Raw genomic sequence first — 19,668 nt, forward strand, 5'->3', positions numbered from 1 at the left:
AGTGATATCTGATACAAAAAGCTAGTTAGTCGACCAGTGCAATCTTCGACTTCACCAGAACCTTGGCGCGAGCCTGCCGGTTGATCTGCTCGAACAAATGAACATAGCCTAGCGTGGTATCTTCGTCTTTGTGGCCGAGGACAAGGCGACAGAACCCTGTGTCAGCTTGTGTGATGCCTGCCAGGTTCGTGGCAAATGTATGTCGCGCGCAGTGTGGCGACTTGTGTTTGAACGACGTGCCTTCGTAAGCTTCGCGAAGCAAGCGAGAAAAACGATTTTTCTCGAGACCATCGAAAAGAAGGTAGTCGCTCTTGGAGATACCAAATTTTTTGCTCTCAAGCAGCTCGGACTGATCGTTGAATCTACGCGCAAGCGCATTGAAGGCCTCACTGTCGAGAACCGGAATTGTGCGACTGCCTTTAGCGTCGATGCGTTTGCGACCCTTGAGTGGTTTTCTCGGAACCGTGCCGTCGGATTTTCTTGGATGGATCGTGGATGCCAATTGCGATTCCAGCGCAATGTAGCCGAAGCACTTCAATCCGTGTCTCTGGACGGCCCCTTTAATGAGAGCAACCTCTGGCATACCTGGCGAAAAATCAGCCAGCGAGAGTCCAAGCCCTTCACCGAGTCGAAGCCCCGTGTGCATGAGCACGAGAAAAAAATCCGCAGCAAGCCCACTCTCGTCAAGGTCACTTAGGCACTGGAGTATGATCTTGGCCTCGTCGTCTGAGATGACATCCTCGGCAGTCCGACGGTTCATCAAATGACGAGGGAACTTACGGCACTTCGGAGGTAGCTCGCACTTGCCCTTTCTCGCCATGACATCGAGAAACAGGTTCACTGCCCCAATCACGCTATTGCGACTGCTGTAGGCGAGGCCATCGCTTTTCGTGCGCTTGCCTGTGTCGACTGTCATCAACCAATCGCGAAACTCCTCAAAGAAGAGGGGCCAGTTGTTCAAATTGTTACACTGCTTGTGGTTCAGAAAAAAGTCCAAGGCGTATTGCTTTAGATAGTAGACCGGCGCCTGCCATGAGTTGGGCGCGCGAACTTTCGATTCTGTTTCGAAAATTTCGAGTAACTTCTCGAAGTCATAGAATTTCTTATTCCAGGCAAGCTTGCGCTGAATGCGAAACTTCGATGCCTCGTCTTCGGCTTCGCGTAGGCGGCAGAAGTCTGTCGCCGCTGAGTCAGTCATGATTGTGGCAGGTACTTCGGACCGCTTAAGACGCAGGTTCTTGCGGGCGATGGGGTCCCATTGGAGGAAGCTGTAGTATGGCTTCCCGTATCGGTCCTTTCGCTTCTCCCATCGCATGACATACTCCTTGTTTAGTGCAGCGGTCCTGCCCATCGGGACCGCCGCGCGGATAATCACCAGTTTCCAACTAAAAGGCTCAAAAAATGTTCTAGTCTTTGCGCCGTTTGGCGTATTGATGAAGTGTGCACTCACCCAAGTATGCAAAGTAGCCCCGGTCGTCAGAGAGGAATTCCGAAATCTCCCGACGCATCAGCTGTTCAAATGCTGCGATAACCGCAAGTTCAATCTGATCGCGAGAAACGCCTTTCCGAGGGAGCGTCTTCCTTACCGCTCGCGCTATTGGGCCGATGCCAGGTCTGAGGTGCAAGTTGATCAAACCTCTTTCTCCGCTGAGCCTATCGATCATGTGAGCAGCAACTTTCACCAACTTCGGCGGTACTTTTCTTGTGTTGGCTTTGCTGGCCTTGTTTACGTTTTTTGCTTTCATTGTTCCTCCCTTAGCTGGCGTTATTGCCAGTGAAATTCATTCTTTCTGAGGAGCGTCCAAAGATGTTGGACGCCCATGCCAATTCGTTAATTAGGCTGCTATCTGAACCTGGCCAGCCACGATCTCGCGGATGAGTCGGACCCTTCCATGGGCCCATCCATCCTTGTCCAGGTACACTTGTGGCGCGGAGTAAACCTTGATCGAGCCGCCTCGAGTGAGATACTGGGCGACAGTCTCGACTTTCGGAGCGCGTTTCAACTTGCGAAGTGAAGCCACGTTCTCGGGCGAGCGCTGAAGAATAGGTAGTAAGTAGCGCGAAGGACGGCCAACAATCTGTCTGAGCCGACGCTTGGCTGCACCGGCACCAGTCATGTGAGTCAAGTACAGCAAGTAGTCCAAGCGATGCCTTACAAAAGCGACTGGGTCGATTCCGGCGGGAACCTTACCCATGCCCTTCGCAAGCCAGGCCTGCTGGCTGACGAAAGACTCAAGCCCACCGGAGAAGCGAATGAAGCGAACGAGGGCGCGCACCTCTCGCGAGATAGCGATACGACTGACGCCCAAAAACTCAGGCACCGGGTCCTTGCTGGTAACACGAGGGCGACGCTCCTCAAAATCAGCACCACCAGCAAATGTTAGAGCCCATGGTTCACGGAAGTAGCGGTGCTTGCTGAGGTCCGCGATTCTCATTTTCTTTTTTGAGCTCTTTATCGAAGTGCTAGAGCTGCCTGTGAGACATGTGTACTTGGTATCCATCTGATCCTCCTTGGTTTCGCTTGGCTTTGTTGCCTTGCTTGATTCCATTCTTCCGGAGGAGCGTCCAAGAGAGTTGGACGCCAACTTATGATTCCTTTGTTTTCTCTTTGTTCCTGTCTCAAGTTGAGATTTCCTGGCCGGACGGGCCGTATATTTTTGGCGCTAACTTTTTGACTAAATTTTCTAGAAAGTTTTTTGATCTTCTCCGGTCTGTCTGGCCCTCGGCTCTACTTGTTGAAATTGCTTGGTGATTTCGAGGGCCAGACGGAACTGGAGCATCCGGGAATGTCCGGACGACATTGCGGACTCATTTTACGTTGCGCTTGATTGGACCTCCTTCGACAACCACTCCGTGGGTTTCAGTGACCAATGCAACTCCCTGATAGATCTTTAGCTGTTGTCCATTGTCGACGATCTTCCTCTCAGACACGTCGTGCGTTCGTTTCATCCATTCTTTAAACTCGCTGTAGTCTTGATTCGACAACATGACTCCGTGTTTGTCGGTGAGATGTCTTCGCAGTGCCACTCGCGAGACCCATGACGTCTCATCGGCTTTCAATTTCTGATTGAACATGACCTGAAATTTGAGCTCAGCTTGTTCGCCGACTTCTTTTGCAGCATCTTGGTCTACAACAATGGCGCCGTGTTCCTGCATCATCTTCTCGTAAGCAGACTTGCACTTGTGCAGAATTCCGGCGCGCTCTTCCCACAAATCATCCTCGTATCCTTTTCGGGGAGAGCTAGGATTCTTAGTCATTTTGACGTAGATACACCTACGAAGATCAGACGTTTGTGTCGTGATGTGAAGTTCCTTGTTGGTGGTGAAAATGAACTTCGTGTCCAGCACCGTGCTGTATGACCTTTTGTACTTCTGCTCAACATTAACGGGATCTTGGCCGGTAACCTGTTTGAATTGGCTACGCATGGGGAATGTGACATCAACCATGTCGTTGAAAGCGCCAAGCCTTTTACCGACACAGCTCGCAAGCCAATACCTATCCTTAGCATCCAACGCAACAAAAGCATCGTTCAGCAGGCGACTGAGTAGTCTTATCATGGCGCCTTTGCCGTCTTGTCCTTCTCCAAAAATCCAGAGGTATTGCTGTCCGTGATCGGAGGGAACAAAGAGGCTCCAAACGAACGCCATGAATGCTTCACGATTTGTTTCGAGCCTGGAAAGAAAGTCTTCAAAAAGTGGCGTTGGAAGATCTGCAACCTCAAAGTCGAATCGGTTAAATGTTAGACCTCGATGGTTCTTCCAAGCGAAACTAGGAGGAAGTTCCGTGATTGGCTCTGTGCGCTCGACCCATCCCATAGCTCGTTCTTTGGTCTCCGTCGGATGGCAATCAAGAATGGTTCCTGTGAAGACGAGTGCCGCCTGCCTCTGAAGTTCGTCCAAGGACACTTCGGCCACGGTGTTATCGACTGCGTTGCGCTTTAGATAAGTGGCATTGCCAACTCTATCTCGATAGACGAGATATTTTCCGGCCCAACGCTCAGCGAGCGTTTCCTGCACAACCCGAACTTTGCGGCTACCAGACAATTTGTCATCTCCAACGGTAGTTTTAATAAAGGTCGTATCGAAGTAGGATTTTTCTTCCGAAGTCATCTCGAATTCCAATGAAATCCTGCTGATTGCCCTGCAGCGGTCGTATCCATTTGGCATAAGGCTTTCGATGAGCTGTTTAACTTCGGCTCTCATGATTCACCCCCTTTACTGCTATCGCACTCATTTTCGAACGGTCGAAAACTCATTTCCCAATCGAAGCTTTCATAGCCGTATCGGAGTTGCTTGACGCTCTTTTCGTCAAGAAATCCATCGATGCCTGTTAGCAAGGCTTCAGCCTCTTCGATCGTATAGTTCTGGGCCTTCAAATCTTTGACAGCCAGTGTGAACTCACGATGCCACACACCCTGTTGGGCTCCTGCTTGCAGAAAGAATGAAGTTCGCTGACTAAGACGGCCATATTCTCCCTCTCGTGGGACAAAAACTGGGTAGTCAGGTGTTCGTCTCTCAATGTTCGGCGAGACCTTACGTTCTCGTGGACGTGCTTCGGGGTGCCTTTGCAGAAAGACCAAAAATTCTTCTCGCGTCACACGGTCTTTAATCGTATCGAGACGCTGCAGCTTTTCAGTCTCATGTCTGACGTGTCCTGGTACTCGTACTCCTACAATGGCGTTTCCCGTTTGGGCGTCTACTTCAGTAAGGATATTGGCCAGCCATTGGAAGTGAAGCTTGTATTCTTCATGGGTACGGAAAGGTTCACTCAAAACAATGAGAAAATGAAAACTCTTGTTTCCGCTAAAAATACTTGCGCTGTAGGGAAGGTCGGAGTTTTTGACGTACGCCTTTTGGTGTTCAAGAAGCTGCGTCCGCCGATGCTCTTCGACCTGATCCCAATTCTTTGGGTCGATTTCAATCAGAAACGACCGAAATGCAGTTACATCTGCAACACGTCTAAACCCGCTGATTGGGTTGATGCAGACAAAGGCATCATCGGTTGATACCTCGGACTGGTTTTTCGATGGAGTCGCGTAAACTGTGGGAGAGGAACACACAGTTTCTCCTTCATCGAACATTAAATTCAACAGACTCTGAAGTTCATCCTGACAATTTTGTTTTTTCATAATTTCCCTTTCAAAAGAAAAGGGGGCGAACGAAGCGCCCCCGCAGGTTGTTAGGCGCTCTCTTGCTCGGACTGTTTTATCGATCGAACATCGTCTTCGATACTTCTCTGGGCTTCAATCTCCTCCAAGAAATGCCGAATGACTCCTGCAAAAGTCAGCCGTACCCAAAGGCCCTGGCTCATGTCCATGTACAAGAACGTACCCTGAGTTTCTGCGTAGAGAGTCCGATCCTTGTCGCCATTGCTGATAAATTTCAGCATGTCTTCTGCGGAACACGTCTCGCGCGTCCCTTGCGTGCCATCCTGCTTTGGCCAAGCGTAACGATATGTGTGCATCAAATCCTCCTAGTTTCAGGCATGCGTGATTGCGTTGCCTGAAACTAGGATAGAAATTCGACGTCCTAAAGGGTTGGACGGTGACGACAGTTTTTATTTAACGAGTGACTGCTAAGTGGAAATGGCGGAAGCCCAAGACACATGGAGTTTGACAGGACCACGTCCTCGCGTCCATTTCGGATTTAAACGTTTCGATTTGAGACTTCGTAGCTGGCTCAGAATATCCGCATACGATCCGACTCACATCTAGCCAAGCATCAAGATCAAATATCCTAGGAGTCTGAAGTTTCTTAGAGCCAATCGTTGGCAGAGAATGCCCCCCAGTATAGCGCGACTGATCTTCACGCGGAAAAAATTCTTTGAGTTTAGGCGGCTGACCACGAGAAATTTTAGAAAGCGGTTCTGGCCAGATTCGGCCTTGTCGGCTCCAGCGTTCCAAGTTGAGAATATCTGGTCCGATATTTTTTGCTCTATCATTCTCGTCGACTTCAGTCCGTGACAAGAGATGCTGGTCAGTCAATTTTGCGTATGTGGGACTCCAAAGCCCTAGCAACTGAGTAACCCAAACATCATTGCCCGTGGGATAAAATGTCAGAGCTATGTTGCCAAAGGCCGGTATACAACGGCCTTCAAATGATTGACCGTATCCGGACTTAGATGGAAGCAGAAGAGACTGATTCGGAAGACGTAAAATGATTAGCTGATTTCCAAAGGCGCGAACATGATCTGCCGTCGGAACAAAGTTATTAGAAGACACATCAAGGGGACTGTGTTGGGAAAGGAAGACAGTGACTGGCAGACCTCCACTTTTCCCAAAAACCCCTTTGCCAACAGTGAAAGTTAGAAGCGCACTGCCAACAGAAAAATGAAGGCGTAGCTCATGGTCGTCAAGTTTTGGTGACTTAAATGAAATTGACAGATGCTGAAGAATATCTCGAGATGCCAGTAGACTTCCGCTTACAGTTTCTAGTATCCGCTCGCCGATATATTTTTCGTGGTCTGATTTATATGCAACGCGCGCGACTGATGAAACATGAACGTCAGGGTCATAATCGTCTTTTGGAATGTAGACACCATTCTTGCGGAATCTATATACCAGGACTTTCTCATCAAGTGAGAGTTCACCTATTGCTCGAGCTACAGATGATTTCGCCAGACCTAGATCTTTTGCTAGCTCTGACTGAGTACGCGTATTGCGGATCACTTCATTATAGTCCGTAGAATACTCGCCGGGCTTTAAGTGAATATCTCGGCAGCGAACATATTTTTTTATGTAGTTGTAAACACGATCTTCGGTTGTTTGTTTTTTCTTAGTTCTGCCCACCTCATTTTGTCGGCAAATTTTAGTAATCTCTTGAAATTCGAGACGTGTGTTTTTGTTTGTTTTCAAACAGTTAATAGATATGCAAAACTTTGTGCTTTTCGTTCCAAAACTGGCGATAATCTTTTGGTATGGAGGTCCAGATGAAAGTCGCAACATATTCCCGAGTGTCCACGTCCCACCACAATCAAAATCCTGACGTTCAAGTCCACGAACTAAGGCGCTATTGCGAAGCTCGCGGCTGGACTATCGCCCATGAAATTGTCGATCACGGATTCAGTGGCGCAACAGATGTGCGACCGGGACTCAAGGAGTTGTTGTCTCTAGTTCGCGAACGCAAAGTTGATGTTGTTGTAGTTGTGAAAATGGATCGCCTGTTTCGAAGTCTCAGGCACTTGGTTGCCACTCTTGAAGAATGGCAAGCTATCAACATTCAATTCGTGGCGACGAAAGACAACATCGACTACACCACACCAGCAGGACGGCTTCTTGCGCAGATCCTTGGTTCACTCGCAGAGTTTGAAAAAGGTCTTTTGATTGAACGAACGATGCTCGGTCTTGAACACGCTCGTCGATCTGGGAAAATACTTGGGCGACCAAAAACTAGAGACGACGCTAAAATTCAAGAATTGCGAGCCCAGGGTCGAAGCTACACGGCGATTCAAAAGGAGCTGGGCGTAAGTCGAGGTTCGATTTCTCGGGCACTTCAGACCGTTCCGAAAACCCCTAAAAATCAGCCGCAAAAAACGCAACGATTTCAATGGTGATAGTTTTGAAAACGACTGTCCCGAAATCGGTCGTTTTCGGAACACTGAAGAACGTGAAGTTCCCTTCAAGTTTCTCCGATCTATACCGTCATGAGATGGTCAAAGAATGGTTTTGTGAAAAGGTCAGCGGAAGAAGAGCGCATACGGGTGCAAATCCAGAAAGTGAATCGACAATCATGGGACTTTTTTCCCACGCGGTCGCATTATCGAAATCATTCCGGTGCTGGGCTCGCAATTGCATTGCCGATCATTTTGGTTTTTTTCGTGATCGCCGCAGTTCCTCTCTATCTGGTTTGGGTTGTGCGCCAGGCTTATAGCTACCCGAAATCGCGACGGACATTCTTGCGACAAGAATTATTGAGACTGTCTTGGATTCTTTCGGTGGTACTTGTTCCATACTCCATCATTGACGCTATTATAATTAAGAATCATGTCTATCTGTCCCTTTTGGGAATTCCTCTTGGAATTTGGATGTCATTGCAAATGAAAAAGAAATTTCGGGTTGCTGCGAAAACTCAAAAATATGAAGAAAAAAAGTCGGCGACACGTCATCGGAGGAAGCTCGCCAAGCAGCAACCACGCGAACAGAGACGCTCTGACTCAGCGGCTTCTTAGCTCCGTGACCGGAACTGAATATTTGCAAAAGAATTCCAAATTCATTTCCGTAACGAATCGGATGTCTCCATTTTCTGTTGCAGCCTCGGCGATTGAAGTGGAATTTTTAGCGATCCATCTCCAAATGAAATCCTGGTGATCCATTGCCAGCTTCGGAGAAAATATGTCGCGATCATAGCCAAAGTAGTGGTTAGCCGCCGGCAGCTTGATATTTGGTGTGGGGTTTATTTGTTCGAATTTGATTACCACTTCAAGAGGGACACGGAACGTAAATTTTTGAAACAAGAACTGCATGTCAGCATATCCACCTTCATGAAAATATAGTGGCTTCAAAAAGCGTGCGGCGTACGTTTTCAAAAGTAGGCTAGGCCCATTTACAAAGTTTCTAAGCTCATAGGCTTCTCGGTCGACATTATCAAGTTGATCCACAGCTAGCGGTTCTTCCAGATTTTCGGGTTGACTGACTCCACGGTATGATTGGCCCGAGTAATAGAAGAATTCATTTTTTAGGAAATGTCGGGCACCCTTCGAATGAAGGGTACGCCACTGAAGAGCTTCGTCTATAGCTAAGCCGGTAGTAGTCGGAGGCCGATATGTAAAAGTTCGTTTTATCGACAATCGCGGGCTTACTCCAGTGCACAAGCTACTTCTGACTTTTTCAACTTGGTCAATTCTGGATGAACCAGATTCGATTATTGATGAAATCCCCACGTAAACTGTATTAGGAATCAAATGTGGCTCCGGCAGTTTGGCTGAACGCGGAATACTTGGAGCCTCGCGGACAGGTTCAGTCGTGCACCCCACAAAAAACGGAACGCATAATGACAAAAAGAGCATTCTACATTTTTTCAAGGTAGACCTCCATGGTTTCGATTGATTCGCTACCAGACTGCTTTCCATGCACTTTCAAATGTTTGGGCGCAAAGCCAGAGGGACCGCGAATGATTATCTCGGTGTCTGTAGGCAAAACCAAAACTGTGACAGGATTGCCTTTGCAATGAATGGTTCTACTTTGCTTGCCCCTGACTAAAATCGATTCGCAAGAAGGAACAACTGAGAGCAAGAAATGTCGATTTTCACCATACGAAATTTTGCTAGCTGTAGGACCCGAAGATGGTGCACTACGATCGACAACTTCTATGCTTTTCACTGAGCTTTCGTCGCTTGCCACAGAATTTTTATTTCCCTGCGGTACTTCGGTTTCATTGATTACTTGAACGCGTATCTTTTTAGTGTCGAAAGAGCATTTTAGCCAAACCGTATAAACGCCTTCCTTTTCCTCGTTGTATTCATTCAGTGGGTTGCAAATGAGGCCTTCAACATTTTTGGTGCTCGACACCTCGGAGTGGAAACTTGCTGTTTTCTCAGTTTCAATACTCATACTACGAATATTTGCAGATCCGTTTATTTGCTCTGCAGCCGTTCCCTTTGCTTGGTCGATTGCTGAACGTCTTGCAAGATCCAAAGATGGACCGATACCATTGGTGACCACGGTCAGAATCGACGCCCTTTGCTGGATTCCATTCTGACGAGTCCAATCGGGCGGCGTCGCCGCAGCAGCAATTGAAAACAAAATGCAGACCGCCGTAGTGAAGCTATTCATCTTGATTGTCCTTGGGACAGTTGACTATTTTCCACCAACGAATTGGTCCCAATGTTTGTCGACTTTCTCTGCGAACTCCGTAGTAATGCCGGCTTTGCCTTTACTTTTACGAATAGCATCGACGATGGCAGCCTTGAAATCGTTTTCGGGCATTTCGACGAGAGCGAAAATGCGGTACTGAACGCCGACCTGACCATTTTCTTGAGTGGTGGCGACCTTTTCCCAATATCTTTTGCTTGGTCGTAGACTATTGGTGGTGAGCTTGCTTGCCTCGGCGCCGATGTAGCGAGCTTGCGTGCTACTCATTGCTGTACCTTCCTCAGCATTCTGAAAAACGAAATCGAGGCGTTGCTCTATAGCACTGGAGATCGCAGCTTTCCCATTGTTCTCAGCAATTCGAAAACCAGCTTCAACACGGTCATCGACAGGAAGCGAAGTCATGCCCATCGAGTAAACCTTGCCACTTTCAACTCGGAAAGGCTCGGACTCTTTTAGCCAAGCTGGCCGCGATGAAAGTTCGTCGATTCTTGAAAGTACTCGTTCCTCGCCAACATTGCCTTGAATCTCTGCAATCTTCTTTGAGTTGGTGGATGAGCATCCCACCGAAAAAGCTGCTAGCAGCAAGCCAATTTGAAATATCGATTTCATGAGAATCTCCTTGTGATTTTATTTTTTATTTTGATGGTCAAACAGAACTGTGGGCTCTAAAAGAACAGCGTAGGTGGCAGCAGTCTCAGTCACGATCGAGAATACCTGCTGACCCTTTTGAAAAATGCGTTGCGAAGCTGGGTCGGCCTTCTGTGAGTAGAGGAATGGAAAAATGAAAACAGCAAATTGCTTTTCCCAATGGCGTTCAATTTTTCTTTTTCACGCGCAGTCGCCTCTTTCATCAACTGATCAAGTTCCTTGGTCGTCTTTTCAGTGAGATTGACCTCAATGCGAAAGAGCTTCGAACCAGCAAAAACCAGAGCCATCCCTTTTGTTTTTTGCGCTTTGGCCTTCTCTGAAGTGAATGTGCAGATCACTAGCTCATAACCTTTTCCAAGGTCTTTGGGATCATCCGCACAAATGTCTTTGTATTGAAAAATGACCGAAGCAAGCTTGCCCTGATTTAGTACCTTGAGGTGTTCCTCTTGTCCTAAGTGGTGGATGCCCAGTTTTTCCAATGTGGCATGAAGCTGACTCTTTTCGAGCCCAAGATTTATTCCATAATAGCCAATCGTTTTTTGGAATTGCTCTGGCTTTGGACTTGATTTGTCGTTCGCAAATGAGAAGCAGCCAACGAAAAAAATGATCGAGGTAGCAAAGTGTATGTTCACTTCTTACCGCCCTTGAGGAAATCAAAGTCGTCCTCGTCCGCGACACCTTCAATTGTGAGCTTAACCCAACGGCTAAATAGTTTTTTTGTTGGAAGAGAATCAATTTTAGGATTCGATTGGTGACCGCTAAGAAGGTAATCCAAACTAACGCCGAAATACTTGGCCATCGCAAGAAGGTGATTCGGGTCAATCTGATGCCTGTCGGGCTTCAAGTATCCATTGAAGGTAGAAAGTGGAACTCCACAGGCCTTCGCAGCTTTTCGGGCCGATTGACCATTCTTTTTCAAAAGATCTCGAAGCACCAGGTGAAGTTTGTGGTGCATGTTATCCAAGCTTGAACCAATTGTGTTCTCTTGGGGAGTCGCGTGCGAGAAGCCGCTCACATTGATCGGGATCTCGATCATCCCCATAGGCAAAGCCTCGGCGGGAGCCTCAGTAGATGCTGGGTTCATGTCTTTCGATTTTTGTCCTGCTGCTGGACGCAGACGAGAACCCGTCACCTAAAACCTCCGTTACATTTCTAGTTGGGGCTATTTCGGAACGCCCAAATTTAAAAATGCCCAGAGTTGAATCAAAAAGGATAAATTTTTTGGGATTTTTTAAAACACGATAAATTTCAATATCAGTTCACGACTCGTTTCGTGACGCCAATCTTTTACCAAGGAGAACTCTATGCACAAAGCGATGTTGAAAGCGATGCGATCAGTGAATGCCCTAACCCCGAAGAAAGGGCCCGCCCAACCACCACCGAAGAAAACCATTGTTGCCGAGGTGCACGGACAAACGAGCTCACCTCTACAATGTCCTATTCGCGCGGCGAGGACATTTACCGTCGATGGAAATTTGAAAAACACCTCGAACGGAAAAGAAATTCGCGGGGTTGAGTTTGTCATTGATACCGGCTGTCAGTTTTCAGTGGTGATCCCGGCCTTCGTTGCAGATCAGATTAGCCTTGATGAGGCTTCATACATCGGATCTTTCGGCGTCAACACTGTTAATGGTGGGTCGCTCGATGCGCCGACGTACAAGATTCTACTGACGATCGGTGGTATTCCAATACAGACAACTGTAGCCGTTTCTGGAACAGCAGGAGTTAAGGCGCTCATTGGCGCCGAACTTCTCTCGCTGTTCGATTTCCGCATTGTTGGCGATTCCTGTCGACTCTCGCTTGTACCTAATGCCAAGTAAATCAAGCGCCGCAAATTAAATTTTCTGAGCATTTTTTCGCAAGCCTGGTGATTATTTAATCATGCAAAAGGGCAAAGAAATCCGCTTCACCACTTTCATCGACGAACACACCGAATGTGAGGTGTTCGCGACGATCGAAAATGGAGGTCCTGTCATACAGACGGTCAACATTGTGGGCGACTGTGTAGTCACCTTCGATGACCTTGATGACGAAGGCAGAGAATTTTTAATGAGCGAAGTCCGACGGGTCATGGCCGAAAGCCACAAATCATAGACGGCACTCAATCAAACAAATCGTTCAACTTGCGAAAAGCTCCTAAGGGTTAGAAAGGCCGGGGGTTGCCCGGATACTCTAAAGATTCGTACCGCTTGAAATTAGGCGCAAAATCCACTGGACCTTTGTATATTGCGCTCAAAAAAGAGGGTTAAAAGTGTGGTGCTGACAGGCGCAAAGGTGGATCTAGTCTCCAGAGAATCCGAAGGAATGTCGAAAGGTTGCTCTGGAGGAATTTGCAGCGATGCCCATTTTCAACGTCAAAGGCAAAAGCCTTGAGTCAGTAAAGCTCATAAACTTCAAATTGGAGAAAGATCTTCAGGCACTCGTTGAGAAGAACCTTGATGCCGTTTTCAGTTGTCGTTTTGTTGCGTCTGAGTTCCCAACTGGGACTGAGCATGCTGGACGAATAGATACTTTAGCTCTTTCTGAAGACAGCAATCCCGTGATTATCGAATACAAAAAAGAAGAGTCCTCGGATTTAATCAATCAAAGTCTTTTCTATTTATCTTGGATGCAAGATCACAGAGGCGACTTTCAAGTAGTCACAGAGCGGACGCTAGGAAAAGGTGTGGAAGTAGATTGGTCAGAAATCAGAGTCATTTGCATAGCACCAGGGTATAAAAAGTATGATCTTCATGCCGTGAAAGCGATGGGCGCCAATATCGAACTCTGGCAATATAAATTATTTGAAAATGGTACGTTCTACCTTGAGGAAGTCTTTCGAAAAAGTTCCTTTTCGAATGGAGAAGGTAAAAATCCAGTCTCTGTCGAAGCGGGAAAAAAAGCAGCAATTTCACGCGCCAATGGAATTTACACTTTTGAAGAGCATATCGAAAACCTAGACAAAGAAGTTGTGGAATGGGTTCATGACCTTCGCGAATACATTCTTTCAATCGACGCCGCGATCGAGGAAGCTCCGAAGAAATTCTATGTTGCCTATAAAACGGCTCAAAATTTCACTTGCCTGCAAACAGGCAAGAACAAGGTCACCCTATTTCTCAAGCTCAATCCGAAAGACTTCTCACCAATGCCAGAGAATGCCCGCGATGTAAGCGAAATTGGTCACTATGGTACAGGGAATTTCGAATATATCATTCGTTCAGAGACTGATCTCGAAGAGGCGAAGAAATTTATCAGGCAAGCGTTTGATGAAGTCGGAGGCTAGTTCTCATGTCTCAGCAGTCGCTCAGCGCCAATGATTTCTATGCATTTCTTCGTCCACTCAGAAATGTATTTCTAGTTCCACACGACCTTCCGACTCCCTTCATCTTGGATCACATTTTGCCATGGACTTCGAGTCACTGGTCAGGTGCAAACCAGTTTTTCTTCCCAATTTTCCCACAAGGTGACGCTCATCCAGATTTTGATCGGTGGTTGAGACTTCTGAAAAAATATGACCCTGACTTCGTAGTGAGCATTGGGAATTTCCCCAATACGCTATTGGATACGATTCTGAGTCACACAAGTTCAAAAACAGAGTGGTTTCAATTCAATGCCCAAACAGTCACTACTCCAAACATGATTCATCGTGGATTTCACGGAATGAAAATCGAGGATGTTATTGGGGCCTCGATTAGTACCCTGACCTTAGATGAATTTCCACTGACCGGCAGTGCTGATCACGACATCTGGTTTTTCTCTCAATTTGGACGATTCGGGCGTCATTCCGCGAACTGTGCGGGGCAAAAAATTATTGTCAATCAAGCTCAAATCACTCCACAACAAATCGAACAGTCCGCAAGAGAAATCGCCTACAGCCGATTCGGAAATAACTTCTCTGCAAGTCCGCTATTGCACTCCTTAGAATTTCTTGGGGGACGTTGGGCGGCAGGGCCGCAGGTGGATTATTTCTTACCGTACTTTGTAGTCATCGGTGATTCGACGGCGGATTGGGCATTGTTTACTTCTCTCAAATATCTTTATGACGGAGTATTTTGGATCAAGCCCAGTATGCTCGCAGCCAACCAAACTGGTTTCCCCGGAGACTTCGAGCATCTTCTTCATCATATTTTAAGCGACGATTCCAGGCAAGATGACGCTTATGTGATCTCGGCCTCTTTACCTCAAGCTCAGGTTGAAACTCTTGTAAATGGCGTCCTCGGATGGATTGGTCAAACGTATTCGGGGTTTCGCAATGGCCGCTTTCGGTATTTCAGTGACTTCGATGATTTAGCTAACTGGAAAGAGTTGGCCGAGATCAATAACTCTACAGAGTCGTCCCTGATCTTCGAGGAAAAGAAATCGGTACAAAGAGTTCCAATTGTTGGACCAAAACACTTCAAGCCGACGGCTACAACCGCCAAGTTCATGTCGGTTTTAGTTTCAGACTCTTACTCCTATCTTTCACACCCGTTGACTGATGCACCTACGGCGGCTTGGAAGAACCCACGGGCTATTTTAACCGGAGATATTCGACGTTCATGCGATGGCGGAGTCTCGTTCAATTCTGTCCAGCACCTCATTTACGGCAGTCAAGATATAGACAGCGTTCAGCACGGCCCGAAGTTGATCAAACCTTCAATTTTTGACGACTTCACTTCTATTCTCAGCAAGTTCAGTTTGCGACCAAGAAAAACAATCAAAACGCTGAATGTGAGTTCAGTTCTTGATCTGTGGGGTTCCACTGAAAATTTTAGCGATGATTTTTTTAGGCGTGATACTAAGCGAATTTTTGAAGTATTCCGCATGGACAAGAAAACGCGGGCCCAACAGCGGAACTCAATTGGCTTACTGAACTCCTCTGGGCTCGAGCTGGCACAAAAGTTCTACTTTAGTCATCCGATAGCCGGTGCGTTCACCCCAGCACTTGCCGACCTGAATGAAGAAAAGGTGGATTCGTGGATTGAAAAGGGGATCATCCTTAGGGGCGAGCGCCTCGTATGCCAGAGATGCGGCTGGGCAGATTTTTATTCTGAGGAAGAATATAGCAGACAATTTACGTGCGACAGATGCTCCGCGAAGTGGAAAAGAAATCTCAAAACAATGGGCGCGATTGAACCAAGGTTCTTGTACGGCCTGAACCCTCTGATTTACGGCTTATTCGACAACACAAGTGAGTTGACGATTCTTGGAATTGATTCTCTGAAAAAGACTGCGAAATGGTACTTAGAAGCCGAAACCGAGATTGAGATCCTCGACGCCCAAAACAAAGTCATTATGGAGGTGGATCTTATTGCCAACCTCGATGGGAAGTTTGTGATTGGCGAGTGTAAAGTAAACGGTGCATTGAACGGCAATCAGCTCCAAAGTTATGTGCGTTTTTGCAAGCAAGTAAGAGCCGATATCTTTTGCTCTGTATCTGCGTCTCCGTGGAATCAGCAGCGGATACAGAGTATATCTGGCCAATTCAGCAGTCTCCATTACCGTCCTGAGCTTCATTTTTTTAGCCCCTAGGTGACCAAATAGGGAGATACAGCTGCTGGCTCCTTTTGTTCCGCTACGTGATTCAACCAAAAAAATGGAACGACGGGAGTTCGAAAGTGCCGAGAGGCGATGAGCTCGATGGCCGGAGGTGACTCGTTCCAGTCAGTTTCGAATTCATCCGATTGCTTTGCGAATCCGATGAACTTAATCAGGCGCTGTCGCAATTCCGCGAGATCTTTTGGAAAATGAATGGGTGCCTCAGCAATTCCGAACTCGTGGGAGACGGTTCCTTTAAAAAAGTGATCTTTGATTCCGACTCTTGGAAACCACATTTGCACTGTACAGTGAGGCAATTTGGTTTCAATGAAGTCTACGAGTTGCAGATACAACTCTTCATCTTCGAGTATTACGCACCAGTAACCAACAAGCGCCAATAATGTTGAGGTTGAAGACATCTCCTCTTTCGTTTGGCCTTTTTCTTTCTCGAATTCAACAAGCGTTTCTATCGAATCGGAACTGATTGGAAATCCCTTGTTCATCACGCAGTAAGAATACGAGAAGCGTTGTACGAGCTTGAAGAACCAGTCTTTAAGAAAAGTGTTCTCACCACAAATGTATAAAAAGAACGCTGCGAGTGAGAGATCAGTCGTCAATTCGTCGAAACACGGCGATCCTGAAATACCGTTATTTGAAATAACATTCTTCAACGATTCAGAAATGGCCTTTGCATTATCCAAATGCGTCTGGCTTTTTGCGGCCAGACCCCAGAGGACCTGAGAAAGACCCAATGAACTCAAAATGCCGATTTGTTCAAATACAACTTCCGAAGCATTTATCGAGTTTCGACAATGAATGGTTATACCATCTGGTACGTACGCATGGGGTTTGTTTTTTCAAAATACTCTGCGCCGAACTTTTCGTACATGGCAAAAAGCTGATGATAAATTGCAAATACCTTTTCGTTCTGTTCCAACTTGTGGATTCGAATGAAATCCCAGACTCGCAGTAATGCAAACTCTGCGGCCATAAGCGGATGCTTGGAATTGTTAGATTCTTTTGAATACTCGTGAATCATTCCTAGGCAGACCGGAATGGTCGAAAGACTTTTTAGCGCTTTCTTTTCTATAGCCGCGCCAGTCAAATTCTTCCAATCATCATTAAAAAGGAATTGGTTGAGCATCTCACGGTAGTGGACAAGGTCGTAACCATAATCCGATAGCACAACTAGTGTTCGGCGCATCTTTTTGCGCACGTCCTCGAAGAAGACATTCTCGTTTAGAAGGTTTTTTTCGATCAAAGAAGACAGTTTACTCCCGTTCCAAAGATCGAACTGGAGGCCCTTTGATGAATTACTCACCTGATACCCAGTCCAATCAGCTTGAATCTCTTGTCTCAGCTCACCACCACAACACAAAATGATTTTCATCGGATAGGTTTTATCCTCTACCGATATTTTGTTTTGCACATAAACGTCGATAATTTGATTCAGGCTTGCTCGCACAGCTTGGCTATTGCCGTCCCAAACCGATCTCGTGATGTTCCCTTGCTTAATGGTTATCAGGAAGTTCTTCTTCTGATTGTCGTCTGGATCGACTCCAATCGCGTGTAAATCGACTCCATCCTGCCTTACGCCTTTTGGAGGGAGCGACCGGATGTCGAGGCCCATTGATGTGACAAGAGCCGAAACGACCGACTCGAGCTCGACCTCTTCCTTCATCATCCCTACGTACTCTTGTATGAGCAGCCTCATTGTTCACCTCGCTTTGCAAGCCTGAAACCGGCTCGTTCGAAGGATGCACCAACTTCGTCGAGCACGTCCTTTTTAGGAAGCTCAATGCCGTGTGAGAATGAGCCCATTTTCGACGGCGGCCTAAACTCACCGTGTGTGTATGAGAAAGTCGACAACGCATCTCTGACGGTGATCTGAGAAAATAAATTTCCGAGAACAGACTTTTTGCGCGCCTCCTTCATGGAAGCATTCATACTTTTGTGAAATGCTCTGTTTAACTCTGCTTCATGGGCCGCATTCGGCATCAATTCATCACGTCGGGAAAGAGCTGACTTCGCGCTCAACTTTTCTTGAAGTCTTTGTAATGCGTCCGAGAGAGTCTTGAATTTGGTGCTACCAGCAACTGCATTTTGAATTTCAGAGTTAAGACGATCAATTGTTCTGACCAGGTAATTGTCTCCGATATGTTCGACAAGAACTGAGCGAATAACGCCAGCAGTTTTGCCAGACAAGATTTCGCGATCTAGAATTGAGAGAATAAGTGAGATCGAAATATCGAAATCATGAACAAACCCTAAGACTTTGCGCACGACATACAAAACGTCATCGTCCGTCCAGGAACTTACAGCTGCCGGCTCCAATGCAATTGTCTTGGTGCCATGGACTCCCATGTAAGAGATGACCTCTTGCAGGACGTGATGAAAGCGTGAGTCATCCGCATTGAACCAATCCGTGATAAGCCTCTGCATCAGATCACGATTCTTGAGCATCTCAAAAGCTGAAGAATCAAATATTTCTGGAAAATTGCAGCTAACGTGCTCTTCAAAGGAATGAGAAGCGACCCATGTATTCAAGATATCCCTGACTGCATCAGCTTCGCCTTTAGTGATGAGAAAATATATGATGTTGTCGAGCGAATCCGAAATTCCTTTCAAACTCAAATCGTAAACACAAAGATTCTTGACGATCTGAATATCGTCCGGCGTGAGCGTCCCTTGTTTGAATTGGATTTGCCTCAGGATTTCAAATCTGACAGCGGGAACTGAGGTTTTGGATAACTCGATTCTCTTGCGATTTAGGTCTTCGCTCTCCGAGTGAAGACGCGCGATCGAGAATGCCGAATTACAGGCGACCGCCTCATCGGAACTGTCGGCACTCAGAATAAGCACTTTGAAAGACTCTTGCTTTTCTTCGTCAGACAGCTTTGGCAATATAGCAATTCCTCTAAGTCCAATTCCTCTTAGCTCTGGCACTTCGGAAGTATACGCCGTCTTAATTTTGCCGTAGCCGAAGCTCAGATCTGAATCTGAAAAACCGAGATAAATGGCTAAGAGGTAGGAATAGAATCGCTTTTGTTCCTTCTCCAAAATGACGCTCTCAAGGTTCCTTGCCCAGTCTTTCTGAAGCGAGGCGCGTTTTCGAACTGGCTCGAACAATTGACCACTCATCATATCGTTTTCGGTTTTCTCATCGTAAATTCTGAGAAATGACAGAAGCGAAGTTGCTTCAATCAGCTCAATCAAAGGGAAGATCGGAACGATGTGAGCGATACGAAAGACGTCTTGACCGGAAGCAATTGCATCACTTGCAATTTGAAATATGTCGGCGGCCCGCTCGTTAACATACTCAGAAGCAGCCTCAATAAAACCTTGATCCCCGTATGGCAGCATTTGTTCGATTGCTAAAAGTTCAGTTATGAAACCGACGCTACCTTTCTGATGAGCTGAAACAAGCCTTTCTTTGATTTCCTGTTTGGAAATAGCGTCGGGTGAACGCGGAGTCTTAGTCATTTTTACACCCCGTTGTGCTTTGAAAGTGGATGCTGAAGTTGAACTGAACCTGGCAGTCTAACGGTCAGTTCAAGGCCTCCATCTTGAACAAACTCTCTATGTCGACGCCTGACTGTAGTTTGCTCAATTTGATCAATAGTGCTCTTGCTGGCTCTAAGGAGGTCTGCGCGGCACCACAATACGGTCTGTAGAAGACATTCAGCCTCTGGTGAGCGTAGCTTCAAAACGTCTT

At 46.8% G+C, this 19,668-nt stretch carries 21 protein-coding genes; 6 read left to right on the top strand and 15 right to left on the bottom strand.

The features are described from left to right. Nucleotides 1–25 precede the first annotated feature (25 nt). From IPL83_02425 to IPL83_02455, 7 genes are all read right to left on the bottom strand, one after another. A complete protein-coding gene (locus IPL83_02425) occupies nucleotides 26–1,315 on the bottom strand; it encodes a tyrosine-type recombinase/integrase (protein ID MBK9038010.1) in 1,290 nt (429 codons plus the stop codon). A 91-nt stretch (nucleotides 1,316–1,406) separates the two neighbouring features. Then, nucleotides 1,407–1,745: a hypothetical protein gene (locus tag IPL83_02430; GenBank protein ID MBK9038011.1), complete on the bottom strand. Its 339-nt coding sequence runs from the start codon at nucleotides 1,743–1,745 to the stop codon at nucleotides 1,407–1,409. A gap of 90 nt (nucleotides 1,746–1,835) precedes the next feature. Continuing rightward, a complete protein-coding gene (locus tag IPL83_02435) occupies nucleotides 1,836–2,501 on the bottom strand; it encodes a hypothetical protein (protein ID MBK9038012.1) in 666 nt (221 codons plus the stop codon). A 307-nt stretch (nucleotides 2,502–2,808) separates the two neighbouring features. Beyond that, on the bottom strand, nucleotides 2,809–4,203 hold the full coding sequence (locus IPL83_02440) for a hypothetical protein (GenBank protein ID MBK9038013.1): 1,395 nt from the start codon (nucleotides 4,201–4,203) through the stop codon (nucleotides 2,809–2,811). Next, on the bottom strand, nucleotides 4,200–5,129 hold the full coding sequence (locus IPL83_02445) for a hypothetical protein (protein ID MBK9038014.1): 930 nt from the start codon (nucleotides 5,127–5,129) through the stop codon (nucleotides 4,200–4,202). Before IPL83_02445 ends, IPL83_02440 begins: the two co-directional genes overlap by 4 nt. 50 nt (nucleotides 5,130–5,179) lie before the next feature. After that, the gene (locus IPL83_02450) at nucleotides 5,180–5,464 is read right to left on the bottom strand and encodes a hypothetical protein (protein MBK9038015.1); all 285 of its coding nucleotides are present in this window, start codon (nucleotides 5,462–5,464) and stop codon (nucleotides 5,180–5,182) included. A gap of 97 nt (nucleotides 5,465–5,561) precedes the next feature. Then, on the bottom strand, nucleotides 5,562–6,788 hold the full coding sequence (locus IPL83_02455; GenBank protein MBK9038016.1) for a hypothetical protein: 1,227 nt from the start codon (nucleotides 6,786–6,788) through the stop codon (nucleotides 5,562–5,564). Between the two features lie 140 nt (nucleotides 6,789–6,928). On the opposite strand from IPL83_02455, the gene IPL83_02460 reads away from it, so the two are divergent. Together IPL83_02460 and IPL83_02465 are read left to right on the top strand one after the other, a co-directional pair. After that, nucleotides 6,929–7,552 carry a recombinase family protein gene (locus IPL83_02460; protein ID MBK9038017.1) on the top strand — a complete coding sequence of 208 codons (624 nt, stop codon included), beginning with the start codon at nucleotides 6,929–6,931 and terminating at the stop codon, nucleotides 7,550–7,552. Between the two features lie 114 nt (nucleotides 7,553–7,666). Then, a complete protein-coding gene (locus IPL83_02465; GenBank protein MBK9038018.1) occupies nucleotides 7,667–8,167 on the top strand; it encodes a hypothetical protein in 501 nt (166 codons plus the stop codon). Here IPL83_02465 and IPL83_02470 read toward each other — a convergent pair. From IPL83_02470 to IPL83_02490, 5 genes are all read right to left on the bottom strand, one after another. Beyond that, nucleotides 8,153–9,019, bottom strand: a complete 867-nt coding sequence (locus IPL83_02470) for a hypothetical protein (GenBank protein ID MBK9038019.1) — start codon at nucleotides 9,017–9,019, stop codon at nucleotides 8,153–8,155. The two genes, IPL83_02465 and IPL83_02470, sit on opposite strands and share 15 nt — an antisense overlap. Next, nucleotides 9,006–9,770 carry a hypothetical protein gene (locus tag IPL83_02475; protein ID MBK9038020.1) on the bottom strand — a complete coding sequence of 255 codons (765 nt, stop codon included), beginning with the start codon at nucleotides 9,768–9,770 and terminating at the stop codon, nucleotides 9,006–9,008. Before IPL83_02475 ends, IPL83_02470 begins: the two co-directional genes overlap by 14 nt. A gap of 24 nt (nucleotides 9,771–9,794) precedes the next feature. Then, on the bottom strand, nucleotides 9,795–10,418 hold the full coding sequence (locus IPL83_02480) for a hypothetical protein (protein ID MBK9038021.1): 624 nt from the start codon (nucleotides 10,416–10,418) through the stop codon (nucleotides 9,795–9,797). Nucleotides 10,419–10,507: 89 nt separating this feature from the next. After that, nucleotides 10,508–11,089 carry a hypothetical protein gene (locus tag IPL83_02485; GenBank protein MBK9038022.1) on the bottom strand — a complete coding sequence of 194 codons (582 nt, stop codon included), beginning with the start codon at nucleotides 11,087–11,089 and terminating at the stop codon, nucleotides 10,508–10,510. Then, the gene (locus IPL83_02490) at nucleotides 11,086–11,589 is read right to left on the bottom strand and encodes a helix-turn-helix transcriptional regulator (protein MBK9038023.1); all 504 of its coding nucleotides are present in this window, start codon (nucleotides 11,587–11,589) and stop codon (nucleotides 11,086–11,088) included. Before IPL83_02490 ends, IPL83_02485 begins: the two co-directional genes overlap by 4 nt. Before the next feature lie 172 nt (nucleotides 11,590–11,761). Here IPL83_02490 and IPL83_02495 point away from each other — a divergent pair, with 172 nt between their 5' ends. From IPL83_02495 to IPL83_02510, 4 genes are all read left to right on the top strand, one after another. After that, complete coding sequence (locus IPL83_02495; protein MBK9038024.1) at nucleotides 11,762–12,277, top strand: hypothetical protein; 516 nt, start codon at nucleotides 11,762–11,764, stop codon at nucleotides 12,275–12,277. 61 nt (nucleotides 12,278–12,338) lie between these two features. Then, nucleotides 12,339–12,551 (top strand): hypothetical protein, encoded by a 213-nt coding sequence (locus tag IPL83_02500; GenBank protein ID MBK9038025.1) that lies wholly within the window; start codon nucleotides 12,339–12,341, stop codon nucleotides 12,549–12,551. Nucleotides 12,552–12,795: 244 nt separating this feature from the next. Then, nucleotides 12,796–13,719, top strand: a complete 924-nt coding sequence (locus IPL83_02505; protein ID MBK9038026.1) for a hypothetical protein — start codon at nucleotides 12,796–12,798, stop codon at nucleotides 13,717–13,719. 5 nt (nucleotides 13,720–13,724) lie between these two features. Beyond that, nucleotides 13,725–15,947: a hypothetical protein gene (locus IPL83_02510; GenBank protein MBK9038027.1), complete on the top strand. Its 2,223-nt coding sequence runs from the start codon at nucleotides 13,725–13,727 to the stop codon at nucleotides 15,945–15,947. Here IPL83_02510 and IPL83_02515 read toward each other — a convergent pair. The 3 genes from IPL83_02515 to IPL83_02525 are packed head-to-tail and all read right to left on the bottom strand — an operon-like array spanning nucleotide 15,944 to nucleotide 19,436. Then, the gene (locus tag IPL83_02515) at nucleotides 15,944–16,714 is read right to left on the bottom strand and encodes a hypothetical protein (protein MBK9038028.1); all 771 of its coding nucleotides are present in this window, start codon (nucleotides 16,712–16,714) and stop codon (nucleotides 15,944–15,946) included. The two genes, IPL83_02510 and IPL83_02515, sit on opposite strands and share 4 nt — an antisense overlap. Nucleotides 16,715–16,773: 59 nt before the next feature. Beyond that, nucleotides 16,774–17,667 carry a hypothetical protein gene (locus tag IPL83_02520; protein ID MBK9038029.1) on the bottom strand — a complete coding sequence of 298 codons (894 nt, stop codon included), beginning with the start codon at nucleotides 17,665–17,667 and terminating at the stop codon, nucleotides 16,774–16,776. Beyond that, a complete protein-coding gene (locus IPL83_02525) occupies nucleotides 17,664–19,436 on the bottom strand; it encodes a hypothetical protein (protein ID MBK9038030.1) in 1,773 nt (590 codons plus the stop codon). Before IPL83_02525 ends, IPL83_02520 begins: the two co-directional genes overlap by 4 nt. Nucleotides 19,437–19,668: the final 232 nt, after the last annotated feature.

This window comes from Bdellovibrionales bacterium, assembly GCA_016716765.1.
Classification (GTDB): Bacteria; Bdellovibrionota; Bdellovibrionia; order Bdellovibrionales; family UBA1609; genus JADJVA01.

Coding starts and splice junctions, on each gene's coding strand:
- IPL83_02425 (MBK9038010.1), bottom strand. CDS start 1,315: ATGCGATGGGAGAAGCGAAAGGACCGATACGGGAAGCCATACTACAGC.
- IPL83_02430 (MBK9038011.1), bottom strand. CDS start 1,745: ATGAAAGCAAAAAACGTAAACAAGGCCAGCAAAGCCAACACAAGAAAA.
- IPL83_02435 (MBK9038012.1), bottom strand. CDS start 2,501: ATGGATACCAAGTACACATGTCTCACAGGCAGCTCTAGCACTTCGATA.
- IPL83_02440 (MBK9038013.1), bottom strand. CDS start 4,203: ATGAGAGCCGAAGTTAAACAGCTCATCGAAAGCCTTATGCCAAATGGA.
- IPL83_02445 (MBK9038014.1), bottom strand. CDS start 5,129: ATGAAAAAACAAAATTGTCAGGATGAACTTCAGAGTCTGTTGAATTTA.
- IPL83_02450 (MBK9038015.1), bottom strand. CDS start 5,464: ATGCACACATATCGTTACGCTTGGCCAAAGCAGGATGGCACGCAAGGG.
- IPL83_02460 (MBK9038017.1), top strand. CDS start 6,929: ATGAAAGTCGCAACATATTCCCGAGTGTCCACGTCCCACCACAATCAA.
- IPL83_02475 (MBK9038020.1), bottom strand. CDS start 9,770: ATGAATAGCTTCACTACGGCGGTCTGCATTTTGTTTTCAATTGCTGCT.
- IPL83_02480 (MBK9038021.1), bottom strand. CDS start 10,418: ATGAAATCGATATTTCAAATTGGCTTGCTGCTAGCAGCTTTTTCGGTG.
- IPL83_02495 (MBK9038024.1), top strand. CDS start 11,762: ATGCACAAAGCGATGTTGAAAGCGATGCGATCAGTGAATGCCCTAACC.
- IPL83_02500 (MBK9038025.1), top strand. CDS start 12,339: ATGCAAAAGGGCAAAGAAATCCGCTTCACCACTTTCATCGACGAACAC.
- IPL83_02505 (MBK9038026.1), top strand. CDS start 12,796: ATGCCCATTTTCAACGTCAAAGGCAAAAGCCTTGAGTCAGTAAAGCTC.
- IPL83_02510 (MBK9038027.1), top strand. CDS start 13,725: ATGTCTCAGCAGTCGCTCAGCGCCAATGATTTCTATGCATTTCTTCGT.
- IPL83_02520 (MBK9038029.1), bottom strand. CDS start 17,667: ATGAGGCTGCTCATACAAGAGTACGTAGGGATGATGAAGGAAGAGGTC.
- IPL83_02525 (MBK9038030.1), bottom strand. CDS start 19,436: ATGACTAAGACTCCGCGTTCACCCGACGCTATTTCCAAACAGGAAATC.